Source organism: Litchfieldia alkalitelluris (assembly GCF_002019645.1).
GTDB classification, from domain to species: domain Bacteria; phylum Bacillota; class Bacilli; order Bacillales; family Bacillaceae_L; genus Litchfieldia; species Litchfieldia alkalitelluris.
On record NZ_KV917374.1, the window covers coordinates 3,390,211 to 3,403,279 of the forward strand.

Below are 13,069 nucleotides of genomic sequence, written 5' to 3' on the forward strand. Positions count from 1 at the left end.
CTCCTCGAAGCGATCTTCTGCGGGGTCTTACGCTGACCGCATATCCCCCAGGAGTCGAATGGCTCTCCGCTCATTTCACACATGAGTATAATCTTTTTCATTCTTCGGTGGCTACCTGAAGTGAATTTGCTGATTCCTTCTCATTAAAACATGGTTACAAAGCTCTTATAAGATTATTTAAATACTTTTTACTCCTTCATTTACCGTTCGGATGGTTAAGAAAGTTGTTGTTGGGTCAAATTCAATAGTTCTTCCCTTATTACCTCCAACGTCTGAAGATAGTATTCTTATTTTATGTTTATTAAGCTCATCCTTGACTGCTTCCACATTTCTTGGACCAATTCTCATGATGTCGCTGCCCGCTAGATTTGGAAACATTTGAGCACCGCCGGCTATTTTAGCATCTAATGCATGAATTCTGCCACCTTGGATGGTAATGAGTCTTATTAGCTCCTTAATTGCAGTATTTGCAAATTTAGCTGAATTCAGTTCACCTGATTTTGCAAGAGCTGAATCGGGTAGCATGATATGAGCCAGTCCTGCTATCTCCATTTTCTTATCATAAATCACGACACCAACACACGAGCCTAATCCAGATGTACGAATAGTCAAGGGTGATTTAATTACTTTCATATCGGCAATTCCAACTTTAACTACTAACTCACCTTGATTCATCATTTATTACACCTAATGAAGAAAAAAGCTTATCGAAGGAGTCTGGATCTGGCAGCAAAAAAAAATGACCTTTTATACTGTCTCGATCTTCTACCTCATTTATTTCCGTATCTATAATAATTGCATAATCACTAACTTGTGACAGTTCTAGCAATCCATAACCTAATATAGCCCCCACCATATCTATAGATAATGCGGGTACCGTGGGATATAAATTCAAACTAGTAAAATCTGAAAGAGAAGATAAGTAGGATCCAGACAAAATATTCCCCAATTCTTGTAATGCTGACAAGCCTAGCTCTGAAGATATTAGCTCTTCAAATGTTTCATTCATCTCACCTGTTAGATGTCGAACAAAGGCTGACGCTTGTGTTAGAGAAAGCATAAAAAACATACTACCTGGTGCATCTCCTTCGATTCTTAAGAAAACACTTGCTACAATATGTTCCGGTCCTCCTGCTAACTCCATCATTTCATCGAAGGAAACAATCCGTACTACTGGAACCTTCATATCTATTTTTTTATTTAGTAATGTTGATAAAGCCGTAGCTGAGTGACCAGCACCGATATTTCCTATTTCTTGTAGAATATCCATATGCTTCGATTTAATATTAGTAACAAATGACATAGTCTAACCTATTGCAATTTCTTTCATATGATTTAATTGCAAGATATGTTCTAATGTCAACATAATTAATAAACGGTCATCTACCTTTACAACTCCATTAATGTATTCTACTTTCAATGTACCAACTATCTCTGGCTGCTGCTCAATTGAATCATTTGGAATGTCTAGCACATCATTAGCTGAGTCGACGATTAGTCCTACTTCATAATCATCATGAGTGATAATAATAATTCTAGTTTGATCAGTATAAGCAGCTTCTGTCATGCCAAATAACTTTCGTAGATCTAAAATTGGTATGATGACTCCTCGTAGATTAATTACGCCTTTTACAAATTCAAGTGTATGCGGAACACGAGTAATTGGCTGAAGCTTCTCAATTGAACGAACATTTTCAATTGGGAAAACATATTCTTCATTTACCAATTGAAAAACAATGACTTTTGTGATGTCTTGTTCCATGTTTTCCTTCTCCTTTTAGTTCAACTATTTAATTAATGAATTACAATCAACAACTAAAGCAACCTGCCCATCACCTAATATCGTAGCCCCTGAAATGGCAAAAACTGACGATAAATAAGAGCCTAATGATTTAAGAACAATCTCTTGTTGCCCAATAAATGAATCAACTACGAATCCAGCTGTTTTTTCACCTTTCTTTACAATAACCACTGAGATATAATCAGAATCATCATGTTCTTTTTGAACTTCAAAGAATTCTTCTAAATAGACCAATGGGATTATTTTATCTCTAAAGTCAATCATCTTTTGATTATGAGCATTAAACACCTCATCTTTTCTAACAATCGCTGTTTCGATAATTGATGAAAGTGGGATTGCATATTTTTCTTTACCCAATTCGATTAGTAGAACAGAAATGATCGAAAGTGTTAATGGTAATTGAATCAAAAAGGTGGATCCTTTCCCTTCTACCGAATCAATTGAGATCGAGCCCCCAAGTGACTCAATTGTACTTTTTACTACATCAAGACCTACACCTCTACCAGAAACATCTGAAATGATTTCAGCTGTTGAAAAACCAGACGAGAAAATCAATTCATATACCTGCTTATCTGACATAAGCTCAGCATCGTTTTCAGTAATGACACCTTGTTTTAAAGCCTTGTTTACAACCTTTTCTCGATTAATACCGGCACCATTATCTTGAATTTCAATAAAAACATGATTTCCGCTATGATAAGCCTTAAGGGTAAGAATTCCTTCCTCACTTTTACCTGAAGCCTTGCGTATATCAGGAGTTTCAATCCCATGATCAATTGCATTTCGAATTAAATGGACGAGAGGATCACCGATTTCATCGATAACAGTTCGATCCAATTCGGTTTCTGCTCCAAATACTTGCAGATCAATTTTTTTACCCAAGTCTCTTGCTAATTGACGGACCATTCTAGGGAAACGATTAAATACGGTCTCTACTGGAACCATTCTCATATTCAAAATAATAGTTTGAAGGTCACCTGAAATTCTTGTCATTCTTTCAACTGTTTCGGATAGCCCTGAATGTGATAATTCTTTAGAGATTTGTTCAAGGCGACCACGGTCAATAACTAGTTCTTCAAACAAGTTCATTAATATATCTAATCGCTCTATATTAACTCTGATTGTCTTATTACTCGTCTGCTTATTTGAAACTTTTGTCTCGCTATTATTACTCTTTACTTCTTCTACTGAAAAATTTACCTCTTCAGTAGTAACTGCCACTTGCTCAAACATCTCACTAGAAGAATCTTCTCTAGATATTTGATCTAGATTTATATTACTAACAATTACACTTTCAACTTCGGATACTTTCATAAGTCGACTTTTTATAGATTCCTGTGTTTCATTCGAAATAATAGATATGGTGAATTCTTGTTCGAATTTTTCCTCCTCGAGTAATTCAACACTTGGGAAAGCCTTAACAATTTCTCCAACTTGCTCTAATACTTCAAAAACCATAAAAACACGTGCCGCCTTAAGAAAACAATCTTGCCTTAAACTAACATTTATTTCATATGTATTAAAACCTTGTTCCTGAGATTGAATTAACACTGTATATTCAAATTCATCGTAGTTTGAGAGATTTATAGAATTTGGATTGACTTGATTAAATTTTGGTGATAAATCTAGTATCGCTGACTCCCCATCTTCAATCTTCTTTAACAATAAAACGACATCTGAAACATCTTTTTTTCCTGTACCACCATCGGCTATTGAATAAATCATTTCTTCTAAATAATCTACTGCTTTAAAAACGACATCTAATATTTCAGCCGTAACACTAATCTTCTGATTACGAATAGCATCTAAGACATTCTCCATCTGGTGTGTTAAATTTGCAAGATCTTCGTAACCCATCGTTGCAGACATCCCTTTTAACGTATGGGCAGAGCGAAAGATAATATTAACAATATTTATATCTTCTGGATTCTTCTCTAATTCCAATAATTGTTCATTGCACATTTGAAGATGTTCTTTACTTTCTTCTATAAATATCTCTAAATATTGACTAGTATCCATTGCTACACTCCTTAATTCCCTGTACTTTTTATTATAAAGTCTGAAATATCTTCTAAATCTGCAACAATATCTACTAAGTTGGTTTCAATTGCCACTTTTGGCATTCCAAAGATCACAGCAGTTTTTTCAGACTCTGCAATAATGCTCGTATTCCCATTGTTTTTTAAAGCAACAAGCCCCTTAGATCCATCAGCACCCATTCCAGTCATAACAATCGCTAGCTTTAAATAATCTTGGAGTTTACTAAGCGATTCGAACATGACATCTACTGATGGGCGGTGTCCATTTCTTGGCTCAGAATTTTCTAGGTAAAGAATAATTGAATTCTCAATTTCCTTAACCTTTAAATGAAAGCCACCAGGAGCGATATATGCAGTTCCTTCTCTTACTATCTCTCCATCCTCAGCTTCTTTAACCTCTATATTACATAATGCATTAAGCCTTTTAGCTAATGAATTAGTAAAGCCAGCAGGCATATGTTGTACAATTAATATTGGTGCCGGAAACTGACTAGGTAACTTTGTTAATACTTGTTGAAGGGCTCTTGGCCCTCCGGTTGAAGTGCCAATACATACTAATTTTTTATGTACTAGATTTACGTCTTTAATTAGGCCTTTAAGACTAGTACCTTTCCCTTTATTATACGATAGATTTGTAGTTTTGAGTGGTTTTAGTAGATTAGAAATATTAGCTTTACTAGCTTGTAGTACTTTAGTCACAATTTCATCCTTTATCTTCTCTAAATCCAAAGAAATCGAACCTGATGGCTTAGTAATAAAATCCACAGCTCCATATTGCATCGCTAAGATAGTATTTTTTTCTCCATCCCCTGTTGTACTTGATAGCATAACAACTGGAAGTCGATATAAGCTTATTACCTCTTTTAATGCTTCAATGCCATTCATTATTGGCATCTCTACATCCATTGTAATAACATCCGGTTTCAGAGTTTGTAATTTTACTAAGCAATCACTTCCGTTTCGGGCTGTTCCGATAACCTCGATATTCTCCTCAGAGGTTAGAATGTCGGTAATTAATTTGCGCATAAATGCCGAATCATCGACTACTAAAACCTTCACCATTCGATCCATGACATTTACCTCTCTATCTTTTAGACAACAGTTGTCTGAATTTTTTTATAAAGCCAGCTTGATTTTCTATTAATTTTCCATTTTTCATAAATGTAAGGTAGTTACTAGCAATCCCTTCCATTGATTTACTAGCGGCTGTACTAGGAGCATATTGAACAAATGGGATTTGGCGTTTTACAGCTTGAATGACATTTCTGTCATCTGGTAATGTTCCAAGTTTCACGATTTCTTTTGACAAAAATCGTCTTGAGACTTGGTCGATTCTTTCAAGTGTGGCCGTACCTTCTCTAAAATCTATCGTTTTATTAGCAATAACGAAAAATGGAATATCATTATTAGCTAAGCAAATATGTTTCATTACTGAGTATGCGTCAGTAATCGACGTTGGTTCCGGAGTTGTAATTACAAAGAGTTCATCGACCGTTAATAAAAAATGAAGAGTTTCTTTAGATATACCTGCTCCCATATCAAAGATAACAAAGTCATAGTCAGGTAAAATGCCACTTAACTGATTAACAAACGATTGAAACTTCTCATCATCAAGCTTAAATAATGATGAAAGGCCTGTTCCTCCTGAAATAAAAGAAACTTGATTAGGAACATCTGTGATAATTTCACGAAGTGACCTTTGATCTTCAAATAAGTGTGTAAAAGAATATTTTGATGATACTCCCATTAGGATATCTATATTTCCCATTCCTATATCCATATCAAATAATAAAATCTTATAACCCTTATTAGCTAGGGAAAGTGAGAAGTTAAGTGAAAAGTTTGATTTACCAACCCCGCCTTTCCCACTTATAACAGCAATCGTTTTTGTCTTCCTTGATTTAGTTGTTTGCAGGAGATTACGTAAACTTTCTGCTTGATCCATCATAGCCCTTCACCAAATAAAATATTTATGATCATCTCTGGTGTTGCTTCACTAATATCATCTGGAACGTTTTGCCCTGTTGTAATATAGGCAGCTCCTATATTATTTTTCAACATAAAATTCACCATTTGTCCGTGATTTCCAGTCTCATCAACTTTTGAAAATATGACTTTTGAAATTTTAATTATAGAAAACTGATGATAAATGTTCATCATGTCGATATATTTAGAGGTTACTCCTAAGACAAGATATCTTTCAACATCATCATTAAAATCGATAATTTGTTTTAAATCATTCACGTATTGCTGTTTTCGAAAATTTCTACCCGCGGTATCTATAAAGACCAGGTCAAAATCCTCGAATTTTTCTTTTGCTTTTCTAAAATCCTCAATATTATAACTAACTTCAATAGGGACATCGAGGATTTTTGCGTATGTTTTTAATTGTTCGATTGCAGCAATTCGGTAAGTATCCGTAGTTATAAAAGCAACTTTTTTCTTATCCTTTAAAATAGCTTCTGCCGCCATCTTTGCTAACGTCGTTGTCTTCCCAACACCTGTTGGTCCTACAACAGTAACATATTTCTTTTGATAATCGATACCACCCATACCTATGGGTGATATCTTTTTCAGTAATAGATCTTTAAGATATTCCAATAACTCTTTTTGCTCCACCTGCTCCTTATTTTTATACCAATAACTCAATAGTGACGAAATGAGACTTTCAGTAATATCAGACTCAAGTTCCTTCTCATTCATTAAGTAATGAAGTTGTTGAATAGGCTTAGGCAAATTCAAGTTTGTATTGGTTTTTGTTTGGATTTGATTAAGCATTGCCTTCATTTCCATAATTTCATTTACAAAGTCTTTTGTACGTATGGGATCCTCAGCTTTTCTCTGTCCATTATATGTCTTTGGTGACAAGACCTCCTTGGGTGCAGCATGAGGTTCAATATGATCTAAGGCTGCAATCACCTCAAAGTTTTTCTTGCGAAAGAAACCAAGAACCCCTTTACTCTGTACTACTTTAGAATTAAGAATAACTGCCTCATTTCCTAATTCAGTACGGATTAAATTCATAACCTCTGGCATAGTAGGTGCCACATATTTTTTCACCTTCATTAAATTGTCACCACCCCGATACTCTGAATTTCTACATTCGCCTCTAACTCATTGTATGAAAGGACAGGTACCTGCGGAAAATACCGTTCAATCATTTGTCTTAAATACATTCTTACAGCCGGTGAACAGATTAAGATTGGCGATTGTTCTATCAGAGATAATTCTTCAAGTTGTCTTGCAATCGCTTCTAATATATTTTGCGAAATTGTTGGATCAAGTGAAAGATAGTTGCCATGTTCTGTTTGTTGTACACCATCAGCTATAGCCTTTTCAATAGCACCTGAGACTGTAATTACCTTCATTGTTTCTCCTTGAGACACATAGCTATTTGTAATTTGCCTAGCAAGAGCTTGTCTTACATATTCTGTAAGTAAATCTGTATCAGTCGACAGTTTTCCAAAATCAGCAAGTGTCTCAAAAATAATAGGTAGGTTTCGAATAGACACCTTTTCCTTTAGTAATTTAGCTAAAACACTTTGCACATCTCCTATTGTTAAAGGAGATGGGGTCACTTCCTCTACCAAAATAGTATGTGTTTCTTTTAAGTGGTCAATTAATTGTTTTGTTTCTTGACGTCCAATGAGTTCATGGGCATTAGTTTTGATAACTTCAGTAATATGTGTAGATACCACTGAAGGTGGATCCACAACTGTATATCCAAACATCTCAGCTTTATCTTTCATGTCTTCTGAGATCCACTTTGCCGGTAACCCAAAAGAAGGTTCTATTGTGTCTATTCCTTCAATTGAATCCTCTTCGATTCCTGGACTCATCGCTAGATAATGGTCCAGTAACAGCTCACCTCTAGCAAATTCGTTGCCTTTTATTTTCAGTCTATATTCATTAGGTTGAAGTTGAATGTTATCCCTGATTCGAACAACTGGAATAACTAGTCCTAGCTCAATGGCTAGTTGTCTTCGTATCATTACAATGCGATCTAATAAGTCTCCACCCTGGTTTGTATCAGCTAATGGTATGAGTCCATAACCAAATTCAAACTCGATCGGGTCAACATTTAGGAGATTTACCACACTTTCTGGACTCTTTAATTCCTCAAGCTCAGCTGCTTCTTCCATCTCATGTGGTATAATCTCTTCACGTTCCCTTGATTTACTTATCATGTATCCACCAAATGCCATTAAGCCTGCAATGGGTGTAGTTAAAAGCAGATGAATAGGTGTAAAAAGACCTAATAGGAATATTGTCCCTGCAGTTACATAAAGCATCTTTGGATATGCAAATAGCTGAGAAGTTATATCCTTACCTAAATTCCCATCGGAAGCAGCTCTTGTTACAACAATACCAGTGGCAGTAGAAATTAATAGAGCTGGAATTTGACTTACAATTCCATCACCAACTGTTAGTAATGTGAACTTTTGTATCGCCTCAGGAAAACTAAGCCCCATTTCTGTCATACCAATAATAAAACCAAATAAAAGATTAATAAGGACAATGATAATACCTGCAATCGCATCCCCTTTGACAAATTTACTTGCTCCATCCATTGCTCCATAAAAGTCGGCTTCTTTGGAAATCTTTTCTCTTCGCTCTCGCGCATCTCTTTCAGAAATAAGTCCAGCATTCAAGTCAGCATCTATCGCCATTTGTTTCCCTGGCATCGCATCTAACGTAAAGCGTGCAGCTACCTCAGAAACACGTTCCGCACCTTTTGTAATTACGACAAATTGAATAATTATTAAGATTAAAAAGACAACAAATCCTACTAAGACCTTGCCGCCTACTACAAAGGTACCAAATGTTTCTACAACTCCACCCGCTTCTCCGTTACTTAATATTGATCTCGTTGTTGAAACATTAAGCCCCAAACGAAACAGGGTTAATAATAATAGTAATGATGGAAAAATAGAAAATTGCAGTGGTTCTTGCATGTTCATAGAGGTAAGAAGAACTAATAAAGCAAGAGAAATATTAATAATGATAAGTATACTTAACAACCATGATGGAAATGGTATTATCAGCATTGCTACAATTAATACAACGCTTAATAATACTGATAAATCTCTTGCTGACATGAATTTTCTCTCCTTAGTTCGTCCTTTTTCGAGGTTATACTTTTTGCTTTAACCTATAAACATAGGCCAATATTTCGGCGATGGCCTTAAAATATTCTTCTGGAACAATGTCGCCAATCTCAGCTTGACTATAAAGAGCTCGTGCTAGTGCAACATTTTCAATCATAATGATGTCATGTTCTTTAGCTAATTCCTTTATTTTTTGAGCAACATAATCCATTCCCTTGGCTACAACATACGGTGCGTCTGCCTTGTTTTCATCATATTTAAGCGCTACTGCGAAATGGGTTGGATTGGTAATGATCACATCCGCATTAGGAATTTCCTGCATCATCCTTTGCATCGCCATTTCTCTTTGTTTTTGCTTAATTTTTGACTTTATTAACGGGTCACCTTCTGTTTTTTTGTATTCATCTTTTATATCTTGTTTAGACATTCTGATATTTTTTTCAAAGTCATATTTCTGATAAAAATAATCTAAAACAGAAAGAAGTAATAAAGCAGCCCCTGAAAACAAGCCCATCTGCATTGTGATTTTAGAAATTGTGCTAAGGGAATAACCGATGTCTACAAGTGCAAGCCTAAGAAGCTCGTCAAGATTCACCCAAATAACAATAAATGTAATCATACCTATAAATACAATTTTTAATATTGATTTTAACATTTCAACAATTGCCCTAATTGAATAGATTCGTTTAAACCCCTGTATCGGATCTAACTTATTTAACTTCATCATGATAGATTCAGGTGAGTTCATAAAACCGACTTGCAAAAGATTTGCAGCAATAGCCGTGATGACAGCAATTCCCATAATTGGTGCTAAGATAATAGCAACTTCAATGGTTAACTCTAAAAAAATTTCTTGAATACTTCGTTCTGTTAACTCTATTAATAGATAGTCTTGAAAAGTGTGTCTAAATAATAAGAGCATTTTATCTCTAAGAAACCCACCTATGAACAAAAATAATAAAAATACAAATAATATAATTATTGCTGTATTTACATCCGCACTTTTTGCTACTTGACCCTTTTTTCTGGAATCCTCACGTTTTTTGGGAGTCGCTTTCTCTGTCTTTTCTCCTGCAAAAAACTGCAAGTCTAACTTTATTAAAAACATTGTTTTACCTTCCTCCTAGCAATTCCATTAATCCTCTCATTGTATAAATCATCGTTTCAAATAACTGCTGAACAACCATAAACATCGCTGTCATAACTAAAATAAGCACAATGAAGCTTACAGCAATCTTTAGAGGTAATCCGACGACAAAAACATTTAGCTGAGGGACTGTTCGTGCCACAATTCCAAGTGCCACATCTATTAAAAACAGAGCGCCCACAACAGGGATAGACATTTGAAATGCAATGAGGAATGCTTTACCAAACGAACGAATAACAAATTCCACAACGTTTTCATCCCCAAAAGGAAGCCATAATTGATCAAGAGAGATAAATTGATAGCTATAATAAATACCATCCAGTAGTAAATGGTGGCCATTTAGAGCAAGTAATAATAATAACGCAAAAGTATATAAATATTGACCGACCAAAGGTGATTGAGCACCAGTTTGAGGATCTATGACATTTGCAATCGCAAAGCCCATTTGAAAGTCAATAAATGCACCTGCTATTTGAATAGCTGATAAAATGATATATGCCATTAAGCCAATGAGTAGGCCAACTAGAGCTTCTTTTATGATTAACATAAAATAATTTCCATCTATTGAAATAACGGGAGCATCTATCGCAAAAAACATAATCCAAGCAAGAATAAAACCTATTCCAACTCGGTGTGTAGCAGGTATACTCCGATAAGAAAAAAGTGGTAACGTAGCAAAAAAGCTCACAACACGGACGAGCACTAATAAAAAAGCAGGAAAATTCACAAATAAATCAATCATTTTTTCAACCTATAAATTTAGTAAGATTATTGAAGATGTCAAATGTATATGAAATCATATGAGATAACATCCACGGACCCAGGAAAACCAATCCTACTAATACGGCAACGATTTTTGGGACAAAGGCAAGAGTTTGTTCTTGGATTTGAGTTGTTGCCTGAAAAATACTAACTATTAAGCCTACAACTAGCGCAAGCAATAAAAGTGGACCACAGATAAGCAAAATTGTATAAACTCCCTTTTCAGCTAACGATATAACCGTTTCTGCCCCCATCAAATCACCTTCTTTTCTATGTGCTGTTCTTATCATTTTGTTGTTATTCTAGTATTTGTTAGGTTAAAAACTTTGTAATAAAGACTTAACAATTAGGTACCAGCCATCAACCAAAACAAATAATAGGATCTTAAATGGAAGTGAAATCATAACTGGCGGAAGCATCATCATCCCCATTGACATTAATACGCTCGCTACGATCATATCAATTACTAAAAAAGGAATAAAAATCATAAAACCTATTTGAAAAGCTGTTTTTATTTCACTAATCGCAAATGCTGGAACGAGTGCTGTTAGCGGTATGTCTTCGATAGAGGACGGTGTCTCACTTCCAGAGTACTTTAGAAATAATTCTAAATCCTTTTGTCTAGTATGCTTACTCATAAATTCTTTGAATGGAATCGAAGCTTTTTCATATGCTTCTTCTAAATTTATCTCTTCATTAAATAAAGGCGTTAATGCTTGTTCATTTACTTCTGATAAAACAGGAGCCATGATAAAAAAGGTCATAAATAGAGCAAGTCCTACAAGGACTTGGTTTGGTGGCATTGACTGTGTTGCTAGTGATGTTCTAACAAAAGATAACACAATGATAATCCTTGTAAAACTTGTCATGAGAATTAAAATACTGGGTGCAATTGATAACACTGTAAGCAAAAGGAGCATTTTAACCGATGTTGATACATTCTCAGGAGAACTATTATTAAAAAACTCCATAAATTCAGTCATTGTTAATCCCTTTCTTTTCAATCTCACTTATTATCTTTTTTCTCCCACTAGTTAACTCTGAAAGTTGCTCTCGTAAGAGTGAAGAAAAATCAGTATTATTTCCCTTGTTAGAAGTATCCTTTTGGGTGCTTTGTTTCGTCATTTGCTTTAATATATTTAACGGTTCTAACATATGATCTTTTTGCTGATTTTGTTCCTCGATAATTCTAGACACTTCTTCATGATCATTAATTTCTTTTAATAATGTGATAGAATCACCTACTCCTATCACAAGGATTTGTTTTCCTACTTTTACTAACTGAATCGATCGATTGTTTCCAAGAGAAGTACCACCTATCGTTTCCATGTATTTATGTTGGTTTAATAGTTTATTTCTCTTATTTACAAGTTTTAAAATAAAGTACAGTAAAAAAATGACAAAACCAAAGGCTGCAATCATTTTAAAGAAATCCCATGCAGTTATTTTAGGTGCGTCTGTTTGGGAATCAAGATTTGTTCCATTGTCCGGAGGAATAGGATCACTCGACTGGTTTTGGCTTTTAGGTTCATTGGATTTTTCATAATATTGATATACATTATTATTTAAATCTTCTGCCTCTACGTTTGTTGTTATAAATAATGCTACCGAAAAAATGAATAAAATCTTTATAAAAGCATTCACAAAGAATCCCTCCCTCCGAATATGAAAAGTGCTGCGCGCCTTCTATCTACAACGTGCATTAAAGATGAGCGACTGACTAGGTTTTTCGCCTTTTAAAAACGGGTTGCTTTAGACCTGAGATCCAATGCTCCTGAAGCTAGGGCGCTAAGCCTACGTTCGAAATTGTATATTTTCTTTAAAATCGAGCAATCAATTCATTAGCTTAACGTTTTGTTAATAGCTTCTAATACGCGATCTGCTTGAAATGGCTTTACAATAAAGTCTTTTGCTCCAGCTTGAATCGCATCAATTACCATTGCTTGTTGACCCATTGCTGAACACATGATAACCTTTGCATTCGGATTAAGTTTTTTTATCTCTTTCAATGCAGTTATCCCATCCATTTCTGGCATAGTAATGTCCATTGTTACCAGATCAGGTAAATGCTCTTGGTATTTCTCAACTGCTTGCGCTCCATCGGCAGCCTCTGCCACTACATCGAATCCGTTTTTAGATAAGATATCCTTAATCATCATTCTCATAAAAGCTGCATCGTCAACTACTAAAATTTTATGTGCCATGAAATAAC

Annotated in this window: 14 protein-coding genes; all 14 read right to left on the minus strand. The window is 34.9% G+C overall.

The window, feature by feature from the left end; all coding sequences use genetic code 11:
* Window positions 1–177 precede the first annotated feature (177 nt).
* A complete protein-coding gene (locus BK579_RS15785) occupies window positions 178–675 on the minus strand; it encodes a chemotaxis protein CheD (protein ID WP_078547087.1) in 498 nt (165 codons plus the stop codon).
* Window positions 662–1,303, minus strand: a complete 642-nt coding sequence (locus BK579_RS15790; protein ID WP_078547089.1) for a chemotaxis protein CheC — start codon at window positions 1,301–1,303, stop codon at window positions 662–664. Before BK579_RS15790 ends, BK579_RS15785 begins: the two co-directional genes overlap by 14 nt.
* 3 nt (window positions 1,304–1,306) lie before the next feature.
* Entirely contained in the window at window positions 1,307–1,762 is a 456-nt protein-coding gene (locus tag BK579_RS15795; protein WP_078547091.1) for a chemotaxis protein CheW, read from the minus strand.
* A gap of 24 nt (window positions 1,763–1,786) precedes the next feature.
* Window positions 1,787–3,820, minus strand: a complete 2,034-nt coding sequence (locus BK579_RS15800; RefSeq protein ID WP_078547093.1) for a chemotaxis protein CheA — start codon at window positions 3,818–3,820, stop codon at window positions 1,787–1,789.
* Between the two features lie 11 nt (window positions 3,821–3,831).
* Window positions 3,832–4,911, minus strand: coding sequence for a protein-glutamate methylesterase/protein-glutamine glutaminase (locus BK579_RS15805; RefSeq protein ID WP_078547096.1), 1,080 nt, complete (start codon window positions 4,909–4,911; stop codon window positions 3,832–3,834).
* 13 nt (window positions 4,912–4,924) lie between these two features.
* Entirely contained in the window at window positions 4,925–5,788 is an 864-nt protein-coding gene (locus tag BK579_RS15810) for a MinD/ParA family protein (protein ID WP_078547098.1), read from the minus strand.
* A complete protein-coding gene (gene flhF, locus BK579_RS15815) occupies window positions 5,785–6,906 on the minus strand; it encodes a flagellar biosynthesis GTPase FlhF (protein WP_078547100.1) in 1,122 nt (373 codons plus the stop codon). Before flhF ends, BK579_RS15810 begins: the two co-directional genes overlap by 4 nt.
* Window positions 6,906–8,939, minus strand: a complete 2,034-nt coding sequence (flhA, locus tag BK579_RS15820) for a flagellar biosynthesis protein FlhA (RefSeq protein WP_078547102.1) — start codon at window positions 8,937–8,939, stop codon at window positions 6,906–6,908. The genes flhF and flhA overlap by 1 nt, the downstream gene beginning before the upstream one ends.
* Window positions 8,940–8,973: 34 nt before the next feature.
* Window positions 8,974–10,056, minus strand: a complete 1,083-nt coding sequence (flhB, locus tag BK579_RS15825) for a flagellar biosynthesis protein FlhB (RefSeq protein WP_078547104.1) — start codon at window positions 10,054–10,056, stop codon at window positions 8,974–8,976.
* A 4-nt stretch (window positions 10,057–10,060) separates the two neighbouring features.
* Window positions 10,061–10,837: a flagellar biosynthetic protein FliR gene (gene fliR, locus BK579_RS15830; protein WP_078547106.1), complete on the minus strand. Its 777-nt coding sequence runs from the start codon at window positions 10,835–10,837 to the stop codon at window positions 10,061–10,063.
* A 4-nt stretch (window positions 10,838–10,841) separates the two neighbouring features.
* Window positions 10,842–11,111 carry a flagellar biosynthesis protein FliQ gene (fliQ, locus tag BK579_RS15835; protein ID WP_078547108.1) on the minus strand — a complete coding sequence of 90 codons (270 nt, stop codon included), beginning with the start codon at window positions 11,109–11,111 and terminating at the stop codon, window positions 10,842–10,844.
* A 63-nt stretch (window positions 11,112–11,174) separates the two neighbouring features.
* Window positions 11,175–11,840 (minus strand): flagellar type III secretion system pore protein FliP, encoded by a 666-nt coding sequence (fliP, locus tag BK579_RS15840; RefSeq protein WP_078547110.1) that lies wholly within the window; start codon window positions 11,838–11,840, stop codon window positions 11,175–11,177.
* The gene (gene fliO, locus BK579_RS15845) at window positions 11,833–12,501 is read right to left on the minus strand and encodes a flagellar biosynthetic protein FliO (RefSeq protein ID WP_078547112.1); all 669 of its coding nucleotides are present in this window, start codon (window positions 12,499–12,501) and stop codon (window positions 11,833–11,835) included. The genes fliP and fliO overlap by 8 nt, the downstream gene beginning before the upstream one ends.
* Before the next feature lie 197 nt (window positions 12,502–12,698).
* Window positions 12,699–13,061, minus strand: a complete 363-nt coding sequence (locus BK579_RS15850; RefSeq protein ID WP_078547114.1) for a response regulator — start codon at window positions 13,059–13,061, stop codon at window positions 12,699–12,701.
* Window positions 13,062–13,069 lie beyond the last annotated feature (8 nt).

What these genes read in the sequence shown, in the direction of transcription:
- flhA (WP_078547102.1), bottom strand. Translation starts at nt 8,939, where the DNA reads ATGTCAGCAAGAGATTTATCAGTATTATTAAGCGTTGTATTAATTGTA.
- BK579_RS15850 (WP_078547114.1), bottom strand. Translation starts at nt 13,061, where the DNA reads ATGGCACATAAAATTTTAGTAGTTGACGATGCAGCTTTTATGAGAATG.
- BK579_RS15785 (WP_078547087.1), bottom strand. Translation starts at nt 675, where the DNA reads ATGAATCAAGGTGAGTTAGTAGTTAAAGTTGGAATTGCCGATATGAAA.
- BK579_RS15805 (WP_078547096.1), bottom strand. Translation starts at nt 4,911, where the DNA reads ATGGATCGAATGGTGAAGGTTTTAGTAGTCGATGATTCGGCATTTATG.
- flhB (WP_078547104.1), bottom strand. Translation starts at nt 10,056, where the DNA reads ATGTTTTTAATAAAGTTAGACTTGCAGTTTTTTGCAGGAGAAAAGACA.
- BK579_RS15800 (WP_078547093.1), bottom strand. Translation starts at nt 3,820, where the DNA reads ATGGATACTAGTCAATATTTAGAGATATTTATAGAAGAAAGTAAAGAA.
- BK579_RS15790 (WP_078547089.1), bottom strand. Translation starts at nt 1,303, where the DNA reads ATGTCATTTGTTACTAATATTAAATCGAAGCATATGGATATTCTACAA.
- fliR (WP_078547106.1), bottom strand. Translation starts at nt 10,837, where the DNA reads ATGATTGATTTATTTGTGAATTTTCCTGCTTTTTTATTAGTGCTCGTC.
- fliP (WP_078547110.1), bottom strand. Translation starts at nt 11,840, where the DNA reads ATGACTGAATTTATGGAGTTTTTTAATAATAGTTCTCCTGAGAATGTA.
- BK579_RS15810 (WP_078547098.1), bottom strand. Translation starts at nt 5,788, where the DNA reads ATGATGGATCAAGCAGAAAGTTTACGTAATCTCCTGCAAACAACTAAA.
- BK579_RS15795 (WP_078547091.1), bottom strand. Translation starts at nt 1,762, where the DNA reads ATGGAACAAGACATCACAAAAGTCATTGTTTTTCAATTGGTAAATGAA.
- fliQ (WP_078547108.1), bottom strand. Translation starts at nt 11,111, where the DNA reads ATGGGGGCAGAAACGGTTATATCGTTAGCTGAAAAGGGAGTTTATACA.
- flhF (WP_078547100.1), bottom strand. Translation starts at nt 6,906, where the DNA reads ATGAAGGTGAAAAAATATGTGGCACCTACTATGCCAGAGGTTATGAAT.